This is a genomic window from Tolypothrix sp. FACHB-123, from assembly GCF_014697075.1.
Lineage (GTDB): Bacteria > Cyanobacteriota > Cyanobacteriia > Cyanobacteriales > Nostocaceae > Aulosira.
Window position 1 is genome coordinate 79,053 of the sequence record NZ_JACJRE010000026.1, and the last position, 17,581, is coordinate 96,633.

Consider the following 17,581-nt stretch of genomic DNA (forward strand, 5'->3'; position numbering starts at 1 on the left):
GCCCAATGCCCAATGCCCAATGCCCTATGCCCCATGCCCAATATCAGCCCGTCTGCGCAAAACTTCCAGCAGTTTTAAAAATGTTGGCGGTGGGGGTGCTGTAACTTCAATGAGGTTTGCTGATAGGGGATGCTGTAACTTGAGTCGCCAAGCATGTAAGGCTTGTCCTGGTAAATTTACACCCACGGAACGACCAGAACCATAAACAGGGTCGCCAACTATGGGGTGTCCTATCTTGGCGCTGTGGACGCGGATTTGATGGGTGCGTCCGGTTTCGAGTTGGAAGTGAATTAAGGTATAGTTTCCCAGCCTTTCTTGAATTTGCCAATGGGTGACAGCATTACGTCCGCCTTCTTCAATGGGAACTACAGCCATTTTTTTGCGGTCTTGGCGGTGACGACCAACGGGTAAATCTATCGTACCACTTTCGGTTTTTGGCGCACCATAAACTACGCCTAAATATTCTCGTCTGGCTGTTTTGGCTTGGAGTTGGGCTTGCAAATGTTGATAGGCGATATCTGTTTTGGCGATCGCGATCGCGCCTGTTGTATCCTTATCTAAACGATGGACAATTCCCGGACGCTGTACGCCCCCAATTCCAGGGAGGTTGGGACAATGGGCTAATAAGGCATTAACTAAGGTACCATCAGGATGACCGGGCGCAGGATGAACAACTAAACCTGCGGGTTTGTTGAGAATTATAATTTGGTCATCTTCATAGAGAATATCTAAAGCAATAGCTTCTGCTTGCAGTTGGTGCGGTTGGGCTGCGGGAATTTCTAAATAAATGCGATCGCCTACTTTCACATTAATTTTTTTGGACGTACAAACTGTACCATTAAGTTGGACATTACCTTGTTCAATTAACTGTTGAATTCGGGAACGTGATAAATCAGGTAATTCTTGCGAAAGGTAGCGATCGAGGCGTTCGCTGTTGGCTTGGACTTGTAAATTAAATTCGCTCACAATTTATCTGAATTAATTCCCCTATCTTGAAGTGCTGCAAGTTGAGTTGATGTTAATTAATTCTAACAAATCAAAGCTTTTTTTCGGCGCTCGATTATAACTAATAAATCTTATTTAGCTATGAGGTGTCTCACCCCTCAGCGAACTAGCAATAATTTCTCTATAATTTCTAGGGCTAAATTTTATTTAACTTCTGATAAAAATTTTAACTTGTCTGTTGTTGGATTCTTGCATAAATATGCTTTAATAACTAAAAACTGATAATTCACTGTACATTTTTGACAGATCCCCATAGCAATCATTAAATAAATTTTTTTTCATATTTCCCAGATTTACTTATTATAAATTTCACATATTTTCTGTTCCAGTTTCTAAATTTTGCAGTAACCTAGTTTTTATTGAGCAAATTAATTAATATCTACCATTAAGCTGAAAAACCTTATATTTCAGCCACTTGCTATGTAAATCTCCTTTAATCTCTCACATCAGCCTATGGATCAATAAAAACTGCAAAAATTTCCTTGTAGGCGCTACTAACATCAATTTTTGTATGTTGTTGGAGTATCAAATCTAGATACACCAATTAAATGCAGAAAACAAGCCTCAGGAAAGGTAGCAAACTGAATTGAGAATAGCTATGTAATGCTGGGAATTTCCTGATAAATTCGAGAATTTAGCACTTAATATCATGCATATTAGCTAATTTCCTCTCATAACAGTTAAATCTGCTGAATGCTTGTAAAAGACTTAGTTTCTGCCAAGTCGGTCACGATACAATCTAATTCGCACAAACATCGCCTAAAATTTTAACTGACTCATCTTCGCTGCCTTAATGTGCATCTAAATTGCGCATTATTTAGCGGAAACTATCATCTACCTATTGTTTTGTGTCACCACAGAACATAACTTTCGTGAGTCAAGGTACAGTTTAAATGCGTCGCCTTTTATTGTAAAAGTAATAATTTTATCCCAGTAGACAGAGAAAATCTCCACAATCTCCCCCTGGAATAAAATTATTTAAGACTTACGCAATTGGCTTCATAAATCAAGGCGGAGGTTGTCAAAAGTCCACTGTGGACTATGGAATATTGACAGTCTCAACCAGAAATTAGCAGACACTTACGTAAGCCGGATCATCAATTGGTTCTTCACTTAGTTACAATAAATACGGCGAGTTTAAATGGAGCTAAAGCCAAGGCTGAATTAGCTGCAATCTAAGAGCGTAAAAACTCCTACCAGTAGCGCTGTATTTGGCTTCACACTGTGAAGGCGATACTCTACTTGTAAGGATTTGCGTAACTGCGATTTGAGCTAGATTAGCCAAAGATACAGAAAGTAAAGCTGATTTTTGGAATACTGTTTCCTAGCTACGAGTATAGCCATTTTGCTATTTTGCGATCGCATGGCTGTTTTACTTCAGCACGAGTGCAGGTTAATGCACTATAGTGTGACAGGGAGTGGGGAGTTGGAGATTGGGCAAATTGCCTACACTCATGCAATTGTCAAGCGCTATGTTTAACTGAAGGCGCTTGTGACTTTATCCCTGTGATGCTGAGAAAGGGTTTCCACAAAATTCAACTGCAAATATTGCTTTTATATTAGAGCCGTTCCCAATGAAGACACTTCCTATTAGTAGATATCGGTTTTTTCAAAAGATTCAGCCCCTATCGCTTTTAAAAAAAATCACTAATAAGTCTGTTACCGGATGCTTACAAGTATTTAGTACATCAGGTTCTTGGTCAATATATATAGATGAAGGTAAACTCATATATGCTTGCTATTCCGAAAAAATGTTTGAGCCGCTTTATCGGAACTTGCAGCGTTTAAGTAAGCAAATTCCCACGATTCCCCAAAAAATTGACGAGCAGTTACGTGCGATATTTGAAACGGGAATTGACAATCAAGCCATACCAAATCCAGATTATCTAGCTATTTGTTGGTTAGTCAATCAAAAGTACATCAGTGCGACCCATGCAGGAATTTTAATTGAACAATTAGCCCTAGAAGTTTTAGAATCATTTTTGCAAATAGAAGAAGGTAGTTACGAATTTATTCCCGAAAGCTTTTTAGATGATTTACCCAAATTTTGCCATTTAAATTTGCGCCTACTAGTTGAACAATGTCAACGATATCGGGGTGAATCTGTTGGGCGCGTATCCACACCAGGAGGAAATTTCTCTTCCCCAAATTCTCGCCAAAAAGTATCCCAACCTGCTGTGAAAGTTCCATCATCATTGAGTAATCCTAGCACTCAGGTAGCAGAAAGACCTCACTATATGCCGAATTATGGTTATAACCGCGGTCATAGTGTAGAACAAGTTTCTCCTCCTACTAATGACAAAAAAATCTACACAATTTTTTGCATTGATGATAGCCCCAGTGTATTGAATATCATCAAAAACTTTTTGGATGAGCAAATGTTTTCTGTTGTCGGTGTCACCGATTCCTTAAAAGCTTTAATGGAAATTCTCCGCACCAAACCAGACTTAATTTTATTAGACATTACCATGCCCAATTTAGATGGGTATGAGTTATGCTCCCTATTGCGAAAACATTCACAATTCAAAAACACACCTGTAATCATGGTGACGGGAAAAACCGGGTTAATTGATAGAGCCAAAGCCAAAATGGTGAAAGCTTCAGGTTATTTAACCAAACCTTTTACCCAAGGAGATTTACTCAAAACAATCTTTCAGCACATGGTGTAAGCATGGTGTAAGCAAGTGGTGTAATTTCCAAATCAGCAGTATAACCATACCAAGCCAACATATTTATGTGGGGGGTTGAGGGTTGAGTATTACTTGGGCTGGGAAAATTTTGATTATCAAAGATTCTTTGCGAGATTGGCAAATAATCAGTCATTATCTCGAAGATTGGGGTTACAAAATAATTAAAGCTTCTCATGCTCAAGAGGCTTTAGAAATAGCGTTAGAAGAAAAACCAGATGCGATAGTTACCGACGTAGTGAGTCCACAAAAGAGCGGTTTTGAATTATGCCGCTTTTTGAAAATCCATTTAACTCATCAAAAAGTGCCAATAGTTGTCTGTAGCAATAAAAATCAGGCAATTGATAATTTATGGGCGAGGAAACAAGGTGCCGATGTTTATTTAACTAAGCCTTTTACTCCTGAAGATTTACTGAGGGCAATTCAATCAGCAACCAGGTGGAATTGTATTGTATCACGAATAGTGACATTTTAACAATAGGTTATTGGGCATTAGTCCATAATTTATCTCCCCTGCTCCCTGCTCCCTGCCCCCTGCCCTCACTTTGGACGACAGTCAGATAAAATACTGTGCATGTTCACGACTGTGCCAATAACGGCGATCGCAGGGGCTTCAAATCCGGTTTTTTCGACTTGCTCAACTATTGTGCCGATTTTGCCAATTAATTCTTCTTGATCTGGGCGCGTACCCCAACGGACTAAACCAATTGGCGTGTCTAAACTTAAGCCGGCGGCGGTCAATTGCTCGACAATATAAGGTAAATTGTGAATCCCCATGTAAATTACAATCGTCTCTGAACCTTGAGCGATCGCACTCCAATTAATGCTCGGTCTATACTTACCTGCTGACTCGTGTCCAGTTACAAAAGTTACAGAAGAACTATACAGCCTATGGGTTAAGGGAATACCTGCATAGGCTGGGGCGGCGATACCCGATGTAATTCCGGGCACAACTTCTACAAAAATTCCCGCTTCTACCAACTCTGCCATTTCCTCGCCACCGCGACCGAAAATAAACGGATCGCCACCTTTGAGGCGTACAACTATGGCATGTTCTTGAGCTTTTTCAATTAGCAGCTTGGTTGTATCTTCTTGTAATAGCGAATGTCTTCCCATCCGCTTACCCGCATTGATTTGTTCTGCTTGGGGGTTAATCATCGCCAAAATTGCGGGACTCACCAATGCATCATAAATCACAACATCGGCACATTCCAGCAGACCTTTACCTTTGAGCGTCATTAGCCCTGGATCTCCAGGCCCCGCACCTAACAAATAAACTTTTCCCAAAAACTTGTTCTCCTGCGTATCTGTGGCGTTCATGTATTAATTGTATCCCAAATTAGCTGGGCTAATTCTTGTGTATTGGCACCCAAGGGCGGTGCTAAATAAAAATTTACAAGGGGAAATTGTAATTTTAGCGTGTCTATCGATTGGGCGATCGCATCAGTGATGCTACCGGGGAATAAAAAGTATGGCAAAATTGCAATTTCTCTTTTACCAACAGCAATCAAATCTTTAACTTTTGATTCTAAACTCGGAGTTATAGACCAATAAGCGACAACTGCACCTAAATCTTGTGCCATTGCTTCTACTTGCTCTTGAGAGCTAGGGCGACGGCTACCATGTGCTAAAATAATCCATGTAGCTGTATTTTTTTGCGTGATTTGCTTGGCGAGTAAGCATTTTAAATTTGGGTGAGTGCCTATATATGGTTGTAAGTCCACAATCATATCTTGACCAAGGGCTTGTTGTGCTAATGCTATTTCATCGGGAACATCTTTCATCACATGGACTCCCGGCGCGAGAAACAGGGGTATCACCTGGAGGCGATTGTACCCAGCAGCTAAAGCAGTGACAGCAAATTTTTTAATCTGCTCGTGCAAAGGTTCCGGCTGAAGTTCTAAACAAGCACTGTCAAATATATCTTCTTTTACTTGCTCTCGTATCAACCCCAGCAACTGCTGGATAGCAATTTCCGGACGGGGATCGCGACTTCCGTGAGATACCAGCAGATATGCAGAGGACATGGGCAAGGGTTGAAGTTTTAGTAGTTCTTCATAATATGTTACTAAATATTAAGTACGCGAACGCATTTTCCGCGAATCCCGCTTACCGCAAGGAACTGAAGTTCCTTGCTAATAGCCAAAGTCATCTAAAGATGGCTAAATATGCTCAAAATCTTGAGTCTACTTTAGTAGGGGCGGGTTCACAGATATGCTCCAATAATTCACGACTATCTCGCTTAACCCGCCCCTACTTGGACTATTAGCCTCTTCATTCATTCTCAGGCGGATAGCAAAGCTAAGACAAAGGCTATTTTTAACTTAAAAAAACACGTATGGGTTTCCCCGCCCTTTGCGACAACCCAGAAATAAATTAATTAGACACAAGCGTAATTCGATTAGCTCAACCCATTTATAAGTTTCATACAAGCGTTAATCAATTAGCTCAACCGATTTATAAGTTTTATTTAAGCGTAATTCAATTAGCTCAACCCATTTATAAGTTTTATTTAAGCGTAATTCGATTAGCTATAAGCATTTATCGATTAGCTCAACTCATTTCTAAGTTTCATTTAAGCGTAATTCGATTAGCTCAACCCGTTTATAAGTTTTATTTAAGCGTAATTCGATTAGCTATAAGCATTTATCGATTAGCTCAACTCATTTCTAAGTTTCATTTAAGCGAAATTTGATTGGATCAACGTATATATTGATTTTGTCTGAGCATTTACGAAAAATACCTATCCATGTCAAATTTAGCTCAACCCCAATCCTAGGACTGCATTGATTAATCTAAAATCCAAAATCTAAAATCTAAAATCTAAAATCGCTTAACAGTTCGCCAATTTTGCATTTAACGCACTCATATGTCGCCACAACTGAGTCCCAGCAGCCCAAGCATGAGAGGGTAAATGTCCTGGCGGTGCTGACAAGCGAAAGGATAATTGCTGTCCAGAAGAGGTAGCCAACACTAAATTCCAGCCAATAGCAGTGCAAAACTTGCCATAATCACCGTCTACGCTGTCATAAATTTGCTTCTGAATGCTAAAACCAAACCGTCCTTTACTATATTTTTTCCACAATTCGTCAATTATTTCTAAATCTTCACAAGGAAAATTTTCAATATCGCTAGTAAATAGATAACTGCCTATAGGCTTTTTAATAGCTTGGCACATCAGCGCCCAAGTTTGTTTATCTGCTGCTTGCCATTGTCGTAAAACTAGTAAATCTCTCAGGTGATGATAATCAACGCCAAATGGAGATTTTAAATTATCACCTGGCTTTGGCTTCCCAGCTTGGGAAGACTCAAGTTTGATGGCGCAGTTGAGTGCTACTAAGGCTTCCGCCGCCGATTTGTAGCGTTGAGGAAGGGAATTTTGGACTAGTTTATCGAGAATTGCGGCTAGGCGATTGCTGACCGCATCCTTATTTAAAATATAATCGCGCCACACCCAGCGATCGCTCGTTTCATCAAACAAATCAAAGGGAGAAATCCCCGTTAATAAGTAAATACAACTCACCCCTAAACCGTAAAGGTCGCTGGCTGGAAGCGCTTTCCCCCGCATTTGTTCCGGAGCCATATATCCGGGACTTCCCACCGTTGTCCCCGTGTAAAGCAAAGCTGTAGCTGTAATTTGTTTCGCCACACCAAAGTCAATCAACACCAAATCCTTCCCAGTTCCCCCAACAGCGGATCTACGCATGATATTTGCTGGCTTAATATCCCGATGGATAACTTGGCGGACATGAATAAATTGCAGCACTGGTAACAATTGCTGAAGAATTTCCCAAATTTGCGCCTCGCTAAAAAGTCCTTGGGTTTCTAATTCCTCTGCTAAAGTCTTCCCAGGAATCCATTCTTCCACCAAATATAAATCGGTGTCTAATTCAAAGTATTCCAGCAGTTGGGGAATTTGGGGATGCTGCAACTCACCCAAGCGGACTGCTTCTTGACGAAATAATTCTACCGCCTTCTCAAAGCTTTTCCCCGTTGCACTTTCACAGCAGAATTGTTTAATTACACAATGGGATTTGGTGGGATCTTGCTCATCCACAGCTAAAAAAGTTATGCCAAAACCACCGCGTCCAATCAAATGTAGCAAATGATAGCGGTCTTTGAGCAACAATTGTTTACCACATCTAATACAAAATCTGGCTGTGTCAACATTGTGGGGATATAAACAGTCAATATTAGGACAGAGTTTCATTACAAGGTAGAGCTTTCCTTGGGTCTACATAAAAGTATTCCCAACTAATTCCCGATTCTCCCCTTGTATCTAACTCTATCGCTGTTGTGCCGAGTAGGTATAAAAGTTATTAAACGCACCTACTGTCTCAAATTTGTAAGAAGGTATCAACGAACTCACTTTTAAGTCTGTTTGATAAATACTAAATAGCAGATAATCCTGTCTTTGTGTAGTCGCGGCAATAATGTCCCGCATTTGGGGGTTAATCGAATCTACAGTTTTTACACAATTAAACTTGACTAAACTTTCGAGAATACCCTGAGTTTTCTGGCAAACATCGGTTTTTAAATATTGTGTCAACCGTTGCACGGCATAGTCTTGATATTCCACCTGAGTCGGATTTGTCTTCGCCATGATCGCTCCCAAAACGGCTAGAGCTGCGGCTCCTAAACATGCAATAATTGTTGATGTTTTCATGTTTTTCAGCTATGATTTGTGTTGGTCATCAGACTGCAAATTAACTGAGTCCGTTCCAATAAAAAAAATTCTCTGGATCAAATTAGCACAGACGTGTTATACTCAGGTAGTTAATGGCGAGCGTAGCCAAGTGGTTAAGGCAGTGGTTTGTGGTACCACCATTCGTGGGTTCGAGTCCCATCGTTCGCCCTCTAAAAAAATAGACTTATACATTCTCACTAATTGGTCAGAAATAGACTGTTGTGAGCAATACTAACATGGGCATTGGGCATGGGGCATTGCTTAACAGTCAACCGTCAACCAATTGCCTTATAGTAGTTTCCAATTGTTTAAGTTTGACGGGTTTGGCAAGGTAATCATTAGCGCCAGCAGTAAGACAACGATCGCGATCGCCTGACATGGCTAAAGCGGTCAGGGCGATGATGGGGATATGGGCGATTTGACTATCTTGACGAATGCAGGCGATCGCTTCTAATCCATCTAATCTTGGCATTTGAATGTCCATGAGAATAATATCGGGATGTTGGCTTTGGGCAATTGCGATCGCTTCTGCTCCATTGTGAGCCACCAACAACCGGAAGCCTCTAGCTATCAGGTATTGGGAAATGGTGGTGATATTGTCTTCGTTATCTTCTGCCAATAACACCAAAGGCGTATATTCCCCAGTTATAGGTGTATCGGTTTCCTTGGGTGTTAAATTCTCCGATGTAGCTGGGGGATTCGCTAAGGAAATATCTATTTGCAAACAGCTAGCAGGTAAACGAATTGTAAAACAACTACCCTTTCCTAGTTCGCTGCTTAGACTGACTGAACCCCCATGCAATTCGGTAATTTGTTTCACCAAAGTTAATCCTAAACCAGTTCCTTCATACTGGCGGTTGAGTTTGCTGTCTACCTGGACGAACGGTTGAAAAAGTTTATTTTGATAAGATACGGGAATACCAATTCCCGTATCGCTAACGGCAAAACAAAGCAAGTTTTCCCCCTGGTTTTCTGTCTTTGTTTCCAGATAAATATCTAGGGTGACTCGCCCACCACTGGGGGTAAATTTAATCGCATTGGTGAGTAAGTTAATCAACAACTGACGCATCCGCAGTTCGTCAACAGCAATATATTCGCCACAATCCTTCCCTTGGCGAGTTTCTAGTTTAATTTCTTTTTGTAGTGCCTGTTGCCTCACAAATGCCAAGCTAGATTCACACAAATATGCGATCGCTACTGTGGTAATTACCAATTCCAAATGACCAGCTTCGATTTTGGAAACATCTAAAATATCATTAATTAAAGCTAAAAGATGTTGTCCGCTATTTTCAACGGTCAAAATTGACTGTTTTTGTAGCTCGTTCACTGCTCCATAAATTCCTTCGAGCAATAAATCACAATTGCCCAGAATTACATTTAGGGGAGTCCGCAGTTCATGACTCATATTAGCGAGAAATTCACTTTTGGCTTGGTTAGCAAATTCCGCTTGTCCTTTGGCTACAGCTAGTTCAAAGGTGCGTTCTTCTACCCGTTGTTCTAAAGTTTCTCGATCTAACTTCAATTGCTCGGCCATTGCGTTAAAAGTCTGAGCAAGAATACCGACCTCATTGTGCCCAATTACAGGCACGTACTGATTCAATTCCCCCTGGGTTAAACGTTCGGCGGCTTGGCTAATGTTGAGAATTGGCTGGGTAATCTGCCGTGATAGTAAGTAAATCGCCAACATTAACAGCCCGGATGCTAAACAGCCACACAGTAAAAAGCTAAATGCTAAACTATCAGCAGGCGCAAAGGCTTCAGCTTGACTCATTTCAGCAATAAATCCCAAGTTATATTTGGGTAACCAACGATACACGCCAATTACAGGCACGCCATATTGATTGCGGTATAAAGCCATACCATTTTCCTGAGCGATCACGCGATCGATAGCTTCGCTTTTCAGTGGTGCATTTACAGATGAATTTGCTGTATTCGGCAATTTATCCGTCGTTGTGTTTAAGAAAGTAACGGCTTTTAAGTTAGATTCTCCTACTAAATAAAAGGCTTGAGTTTCTGTTTTTAAGGTACTAGCTAATAATAAATGACGGAGTTCCGTAATATTGAGATCGATGGCTAACGCTCCCATCTGTATCCCAGAACGATCTTTTAAGGGCGTGGCTACTGTAATAACTGGGTTGCGTTCTGAGTTTAAATAAAAATTAGGTGTAATTGAACTGAGATTTTCTTTAGTCAGGAAAGTAACAGGATGACCCAATGGTAAATATTTATTTTCTTTGCCGGGATATTGGTAACAAAAAGCCACAAACCCGCTATTTTTGGTAATACAAACATTACGCAGATTAGTTTTAATTTTTGCGGTTTGATGTAAATATTGTTTCAGGCGATTGTAAGCAGCTTGGCGACTGGGAGAATTTGGCGCTTCTATGAGTTTGGGTACAGCTTCGCGAATCTCAGTTTGTTGTGCAAGTTGCAGCACATCGCGCAATTGAAAGTTAATCCAGTAGTTGAGTTCTTGGGACTTAAAATCTAGAGAATTGTTTAAGCGAGCGACAACTTCTGTTTGCAAATTATGGCGAGAATACCAGGAGGCGCTAGCAGCTGTTACCCCAATTGCCACCCAAGAAATAATCGAAAATCGATAGACTAACTGATACAATAAACTGTGGCGATGCCAAATATGCCAAATGCTCATGGTTTTTTCTCAAAGCTGTGCCAAATATTGCGGATTTGTTCAATAGCCCAATCAGCAGCTTGCGTAGGCGAAGCATTTGCTTGAATCACGCGATGAAAGATTTGTGCCCAAAGTTGTTGGATGTAAATTTGGCTCCAAACGGGGTGGAGTTTTTCATATTCAGGTAGGCGAGACTGATTGTAAATAGTCAGCGCTGCGGCGGAATGATGATCGCGCGGATCTTGCCACAGGGAATTTTTTAACAGTTGGGGTATAGTTGGCAAAATTCGCCCATTGAATCCATCAATTAAGCGCTGGAGATGATTCGGTTGTAGCAGATAGTGCAGAAATTCTAAGGTGTCTTTGGATTGGTGCTGATGTTTAATTACTAGAATTTGATTCAGGACTTTAGGTACTTGCAAAGTTGTACCGTCTATTTTTTTGGGGTATGTTGTTAATGTGCCAATATCTCGATAGCGCTTTGTCGCACTTTGATTATATTGGTTATTCTCTAATTTTTGGCTTCTGGGAATAGATAAAGTCATGTTGACGGTCATCAGAATTTGATGATTGAGAAATGCATTATTATTACCTGAACCTGACCACTCTAAAGCCTCTGGCGGTACATAACCTTGGCGGTAAAGGTTGGTAAATTCAGCAATCGCTTCAATAAACTGCTGTCGGTTCTTGGTATCACCGAGGACAAAATCTTGCTGATGATTGACGATCGCTACATTATAAGCATCTAAAAACAGTTGAAAAGCGGCGGTGGTGTCGAAACCACTTGCAGACATACACAAGCCTAATCCATAGATTTCCGGATGTTGACGCGATCGCAATTTGGTTTGCGCCGTTTGCCAAAATTGCCAAAATTGATGCCATTCTTGGGGAATATCGCTGTCTTTATAGCCGATTTCTGCTAGGGAGTTTTTCCAATAATGAATGTAAGCGTCTGATTGACCAATGGGTAAGGCATAAAAACTGCGATCGCCCAGGACTCGATTTTGATAACGTACTTGAGGTAATACGTCAGGTTGAAAATTTGACGCGATCGGCTCAATCACCTCAGATAAATCCAACAGCTTATCTTCCCATGCCAATAGAGGTGCAATTATTTTATTAAAGGTAATTGAAAATACAATATTTGGCTCCTTGCCATTATTGGGATTTTTCAAAATTTCCTTTAATGATTTTTCAATAAACTCATCAGAAACCAATTTTAAATTAACTTTCTTACCCGTATGAAGCTGCCATTGTTCAACTAACTGAAGTATGCCTTGATTTTCTACCGATAAGTACCCACGTTCCCATAAAATAAACAGTTCCGGGCTAGCATCAGCATTCAATTTGACATCAGTGATGTTTACATTGACACAACCTTTGAGACCAGATAAAAAAAGGCTCCAAAAAGATATTTTTTTGAATTGTCTCCTGGTTAGCATTGCAGTTTACCATTAAGGTTCAATGAAAAATAACCCTGCATTATGGCATTAAAATTTCTTGGGAGGTTAATTGATCTTAGACTACTACTCTATCTTGCCAAGGTAGTTACTGGCTTAAACCTGTGTATTTTCTGGGTTAGAAAATGTTTACCCTTGCGCACAATAAAAGTGTTTTTCTTAACTTTAAAGCTGCACTAATCAATCAACTTAATCTGCATTTTTGTATAGGGAATAAGGTTTTTCTAGCCTTTCACCGTCTTCCAGAGACTTTTATTATCTGCTTGATGACTTTTTAAATATTATCTAAAAGTAATAAATATAAACCTAATTTAACTTTAGTTGTGGTGCTTAGTCATAGTAAAACTTAATCTTAGTTCATCTAATTGTCATCTCATCGCCAATTTGGCACATATAGCAATCCTCAATGAGTCACAAATATTTGTCTTCCTTGTGTTCGCATCTCAAATAAGATTGCTAAACTTCGTCCATGTTGCAATCTGGAGTAGTGCAGGCAGCGTTCAACTGAACACTCACGCCGAAGTCTTGCCCGCTACTACCATCAGGGAGCAAGATGCTCCCACTAGCCATGAAAAACGATGGTTCTCAAAATAGATATGGTTTATACCATCATTAACTTTTATTGAGGCAATATTTAATTGAATGCAATTATCGCTAATAATGACTATTCATATTGGGTGAATAATTAAGTATCAGGGTTACTCATTAGAAAATCAGCTTCAGCCTTTTTCCCTGATAAAATTTTACTTTGATGAAAGCAATCAGGGAAAGTAGATTGATTGATTGATTGATGAATAAGACTCTTTGCCACTAATCTTAAAAGTTTATTTGTCTTGACTCTGAGGCCTAGAATACATTTAAAATTAATTTAACATAACAAAAATAAATATCACAAAACCATTATATAGCAAGACTTTGAGCGAATATAGCTAGAAAAAATATGTGCAAGTCTCTGCCTTTAGTTAGAGTTAAAAGAATTGAGCAATAGATATTTTAAGTAAAGTAACGCAAGTTTTAAGGAGATGCTATGTCTGAATTAATCCAAACAGTTCTCAATAGTGAAGAAAAGAGTGATTTGCGTTCCTTTATCAGCGAGTTGCGCCATCAAGAAAAAAAATACCTTTTACGTAATGATATTATTAATTCATATACTGAATACTGCTCAAAATATGATAAGGCTGAAGAATATCGCAATTCTTCTCATTTAGCAAAGTTAATTTACTATACTCAAGAAATTATTCAAGAGGACTCAAATCTCTGTTTTATTATTCGTCCAAAGATAGCTAGCCAAGAAATTTATCGGCTAACAGAAGACCTAAAAGTTGATAAAATGACTATTCAGGAATTGTTAGATATGCGCGATCGCATCGTCAACAGATTCCATCCCTATGAAGGGGACTTGCTAGAACTAGACTTTGGCCCGTTTTATGACTATTCGCCAACAATTCGCGATCCCAAAAACATCGGAAAGGGCGTAAACTTCCTTAACCGCTATCTCTCCAGCAAATTATTACAAGACGCTAAACAGTGGCTAGAGAGCTTATTGAATTTCTTGCGGTTACATCAATATAATGGTGTGCAACTGCTGATTAACGATCGCATCAAATCACAGCAACAACTTTCCGAACAAGTTAAGAAAGCTTTAAGCTTTGTGAGCGATCGCCCCAGCGATGAACCCTATGAAGAATTCCGCTTTACCCTACAATCAATGGGTTTTGAGCCAGGTTGGGGAAATACAGCCCAGCGCACCCTAGAAACTTTAAACATTCTCGATGAACTGATCGATTCTCCCGATCCCCAGGCTTTAGAAGCCTTCATTTCTCGGATTCCGATGATTTTTAAAATCGTCCTCGTATCTCCCCACGGTTGGTTTGGACAAGAAGGAGTATTAGGGCGTCCCGATACTGGTGGACAAGTAGTTTATGTCCTCGATCAGGCTAAGTCTTTAGAAAAGCAACTCCAAGAAGATGTCATTCTAGCTGGTTTAGAAGGATTAAATGTCCAGCCCAAAGTGATTATTCTTACCCGCTTAATTCCTAACAGTGATGGTACTCTTTGTAACCAACGCTTAGAAAAAGTTCACGGAACAGAAAACGCTTGGATATTGCGCGTACCCTTGCGGGAATTTAATCCCAATATGACACAAAACTGGATTTCCCGGTTTGAATTTTGGCCTTATTTAGAAACCTACGCCATCGATGCAGAAACAGAACTCAAAGCAGAATTCCAAGGAAGACCAGATTTAATTGTCGGTAACTATTCTGATGGTAATTTAGTCGCATTCCTCTTGGCGCGGCGCATGAAAGTTACCCAGTGTAATATTGCTCACGCCTTAGAAAAATCTAAATATTTATTCAGTAACTTGTACTGGAACGATTTAGAAGATAAATATCATTTTTCCTTGCAATTTACGGCTGATTTAATTGCCATGAATGCTGCTAACTTTGTCATTAGCAGCACCTACCAAGAAATTGTGGGTACGCCAGATAGTGTAGGGCAGTATGAATCATATAAATGCTTCACAATGCCCGATTTATACCATGTAGTCAATGGCATTGAATTATTCAGTCCTAAGTTTAATGTCGTACCGCCAGGGGTGAACGAAAATTACTATTTCCCCTATACCCGCGAGCAAGACAGAGTAGAGAGCGATCGCCAACGGATTAAAGAACTGCTTTTCACCCTAGACGATCCCAGTCAAATATTTGGTAAACTTGATGATCCAGACAAACGCCCTATTTTTTCAATGGCACGTTTGGATAGAATTAAAAACCTCACAGGTTTAGCAGAATGCTTCGGTAAAAACCAAGAATTACAAGAGCGTTGTAACTTAATTTTAGTAGCTGGTAAATTGCGCGTTGAAGAATCTTCCGACAACGAAGAAAAAGACGAAATTGTTAAACTTTACCAAATTATTGATCAATACAATCTTCACGGTAAGATTCGCTGGTTAGGCGTGCGCTTATCTAAATCTGAGTCTGGGGAAATATACCGCGTCATAGCCGATAGTCAAGGAATATTTGTCCAACCAGCTTTATTTGAAGCATTTGGTTTGACAATTCTTGAAGCCATGATTTCCGGAATACCAACTTTCGCCACCCAATTTGGCGGCCCCTTAGAAATTATTCAAGATAAAGTCAATGGATTTTATATTAATCCAACTCACTTAGAAGAAACAGCCACGAAAATTTTAGAGTTTGTCACTAAGTGCGAACATAACCCAGATTATTGGCACAAAATCTCTCAACAAAGCATTGAGAGAGTTTACACTACCTACACCTGGAAAATTCACACAAACAAGTTGCTTTCTTTATCGAGAATTTATGGTTTTTGGAACTTTACCTCTCACGAAAATCGAGAAGATTTGCTGCGCTATATAGAGGCTTTATTCTATTTAATTTACAAGCCCAGAGCGCAACAACTATTAGAGCAACATAAGTATCGTTAATTGGTCAATAGTCAGTTGTCAGTGGTCAGTTGTCATACCAATTTAATGTGAAGTTGCACATATAGCAATCCTATTTCAGTTGTGAAAAATATTGGTTTTGACTGTTGAATGTTGACTGTTAACTGTCAACGGTTAACAGTCAACAACCCTACATGTAATGGATATCTTTTCATCAAATCAAATCGGATTCCTATAGTAGGGTGAATAATATCTACAAGATAAAAATTTGTAGGGAATTATCATCCTATTTTTTCAATTTGAGTATATTAATTACGAATAATAAACTACAAATTTGTACTGAGCGAAGCCGAAGAACCCGAATTATTTATAATGTTAATTCACGCCAGGTTCTTTGACCGACTATTCCATCTACTAATAAACTCCGCCGATTTTGAAATGCTTTAACAGCAGCTTCTGTCAAAGGGCCAAATATCCCATCAACGCGCATTCCATAGCCGTTAGCAACGAGCAACCTTTGTAATATCCTGACTGTAATACCTGAACTACCAAAACGTAGAGTTGGCAAAGTTTGGCTATTATAATTTTTAACTCTGGCTCTGACTATTAAACTATCGGCAATAACAGACCGAGAATACTGTGATAGATTCTTGTCAAGTTCTTTCAATAAATTTTCTTGATTGGATTGAGAAAATGATGGCTTACTTAGAGAAGCCCCATCTGTCTCCATAAATTCTGGTGGTGTAATTTGAACCTTGGAAACTACCTGAGGTGAGGGACTGTGGATGGAATTCTGTATGTCGTTTTCTTCATGAAGCGTTTGTTGCTCCGGTATATCCGGTAAATATACTTGTCCTGTTGTTAACACGCCCGTCATCAGCAGGCCAATTTCACTCATATAGTTCGTTCTACTAACACCGATATTCCTTTTGACAATACAAAGTCCTGTTATTCCGGAATAAAGTATAGGAAAGAATGACAAAAATCAAGGAATAATCGCCGTTCATAATTTGTAATTTTTAATTTGTAATTAAGAAATATCGCTGAAAATCTGGATTTCTACAGATTAGATTTTTGATTGGCAAAAATTGTTACTATTTGCCTAAAAAATATGGTAAAGAAATAACAGTTTATGTTCTCGAAACTGCTAAAAATCTAGATATTCTAGTATAGATACTTAATGATTCAATTTTAGATTTTGTAATTTTACGGTGATTAGCATACAGTTACTTGATGGTTAATCTTTGGCGGAGGAATGTATAAATAATTGTTGAGAGTGACTGATGCTAACCTGCTAACTCGCGCCAAGTTCGTTGACCGACTATTCCATCTGTTTTTAAATTTCGCTGGTTTTGAAAAGCTTTGACAGCGGTTTCAGTTAATGCACCAAAAACTCCATCAACTTTGACAGCATAGCGATTATTTAGTAACAGCCGTTGTAAAACTCTAACAGCATCACCTGTGTCACCAAAACGTAAATTGGGCAAACTAGCGTTAGAAGTAGCTCGTGCGTTCAAAGGTTGTTCCATAGAAAGGGGCTAGGGGCTAGGGTAAGAAGGAGATAAATAACCAATGACAACTGTACGGGCGGGTTCACAGATACTCAAATATCCATAGCGATCTCCCATAAACCCGCCCCTACTGACAACTGACCAATAAAAAAACGATCGCTCTGGATCAAAGTTTAGGCGATCGCTCATAAAA

12 protein-coding genes, 1 tRNA gene and 1 pseudogene are annotated in these 17,581 nt (G+C 39.5%); 4 read left to right on the forward strand and 10 right to left on the reverse strand.

The genetic code is table 11. The annotated features are described in order from the left end of the window. Window positions 1-24: 24 nt before the first annotated feature. Window positions 25-969, reverse strand: a complete 945-nt coding sequence (locus H6G41_RS18070; protein WP_190747589.1) for an RluA family pseudouridine synthase — start codon at window positions 967-969, stop codon at window positions 25-27. A 1,610-nt stretch (window positions 970-2,579) separates the two neighbouring features. On the opposite strand from H6G41_RS18070, the gene H6G41_RS18075 reads away from it, so the two are divergent. Both H6G41_RS18075 and H6G41_RS18080 read left to right on the forward strand, forming a co-directional pair. Further along, window positions 2,580-3,674, forward strand: coding sequence for a response regulator (locus tag H6G41_RS18075; protein ID WP_190747566.1), 1,095 nt, complete (start codon window positions 2,580-2,582; stop codon window positions 3,672-3,674). A gap of 82 nt (window positions 3,675-3,756) precedes the next feature. Further along, window positions 3,757-4,167: a PleD family two-component system response regulator gene (locus tag H6G41_RS18080; RefSeq protein WP_190747567.1), complete on the forward strand. Its 411-nt coding sequence runs from the start codon at window positions 3,757-3,759 to the stop codon at window positions 4,165-4,167. A gap of 65 nt (window positions 4,168-4,232) precedes the next feature. On the opposite strand, the gene cobA is transcribed toward H6G41_RS18080, so the two are convergent. From cobA to H6G41_RS18100, 4 genes are all read right to left on the reverse strand, one after another. Beyond that, entirely contained in the window at window positions 4,233-5,012 is a 780-nt protein-coding gene (gene cobA / locus H6G41_RS18085; protein ID WP_190747568.1) for a uroporphyrinogen-III C-methyltransferase, read from the reverse strand. Then, window positions 5,009-5,719 carry a sirohydrochlorin chelatase gene (locus tag H6G41_RS18090; protein ID WP_190747569.1) on the reverse strand — a complete coding sequence of 237 codons (711 nt, stop codon included), beginning with the start codon at window positions 5,717-5,719 and terminating at the stop codon, window positions 5,009-5,011. Before H6G41_RS18090 ends, cobA begins: the two co-directional genes overlap by 4 nt. Before the next feature lie 806 nt (window positions 5,720-6,525). Continuing rightward, window positions 6,526-7,902 (reverse strand): serine/threonine-protein kinase, encoded by a 1,377-nt coding sequence (locus H6G41_RS18095; RefSeq protein WP_190747570.1) that lies wholly within the window; start codon window positions 7,900-7,902, stop codon window positions 6,526-6,528. Between the two features lie 75 nt (window positions 7,903-7,977). Then, complete coding sequence (locus H6G41_RS18100) at window positions 7,978-8,358, reverse strand: DUF4359 domain-containing protein (RefSeq protein ID WP_190747571.1); 381 nt, start codon at window positions 8,356-8,358, stop codon at window positions 7,978-7,980. A 116-nt stretch (window positions 8,359-8,474) separates the two neighbouring features. Between H6G41_RS18100 and H6G41_RS18105 the strand changes: the two genes are divergently transcribed. Continuing rightward, a tRNA-His gene (locus H6G41_RS18105) sits at window positions 8,475-8,547 on the forward strand. A gap of 100 nt (window positions 8,548-8,647) precedes the next feature. Here the strand turns inward: H6G41_RS18105 and H6G41_RS18110 are convergent. Then, entirely contained in the window at window positions 8,648-11,032 is a 2,385-nt protein-coding gene (locus H6G41_RS18110) for a hybrid sensor histidine kinase/response regulator (protein ID WP_190747572.1), read from the reverse strand. Further along, window positions 11,029-12,453 (reverse strand): ABC transporter substrate-binding protein, encoded by a 1,425-nt coding sequence (locus tag H6G41_RS18115; protein ID WP_190747573.1) that lies wholly within the window; start codon window positions 12,451-12,453, stop codon window positions 11,029-11,031. The genes H6G41_RS18110 and H6G41_RS18115 overlap by 4 nt, the downstream gene beginning before the upstream one ends. A 1,045-nt stretch (window positions 12,454-13,498) precedes the next feature. Here H6G41_RS18115 and H6G41_RS18120 point away from each other — a divergent pair. Continuing rightward, window positions 13,499-15,919: a sucrose synthase gene (locus H6G41_RS18120; RefSeq protein WP_190747574.1), complete on the forward strand. Its 2,421-nt coding sequence runs from the start codon at window positions 13,499-13,501 to the stop codon at window positions 15,917-15,919. 325 nt (window positions 15,920-16,244) lie between these two features. Here H6G41_RS18120 and H6G41_RS18125 read toward each other — a convergent pair whose 3' ends face one another. The 3 genes and pseudogenes from H6G41_RS18125 to H6G41_RS18135 form a co-directional block, all read right to left on the reverse strand. Continuing rightward, window positions 16,245-16,775, reverse strand: a complete 531-nt coding sequence (locus H6G41_RS18125; protein ID WP_190747575.1) for a peptidoglycan-binding protein — start codon at window positions 16,773-16,775, stop codon at window positions 16,245-16,247. Between the two features lie 388 nt (window positions 16,776-17,163). Then, window positions 17,164-17,367 (reverse strand): annotated as a pseudogene (locus H6G41_RS18130) (peptidoglycan-binding protein); the annotation flags it as partial. Window positions 17,368-17,415: 48 nt separating this feature from the next. After that, entirely contained in the window at window positions 17,416-17,577 is a 162-nt protein-coding gene (locus tag H6G41_RS18135; RefSeq protein WP_190747576.1) for a hypothetical protein, read from the reverse strand. Between the last annotated feature and the right edge of the window lie 4 nt (window positions 17,578-17,581).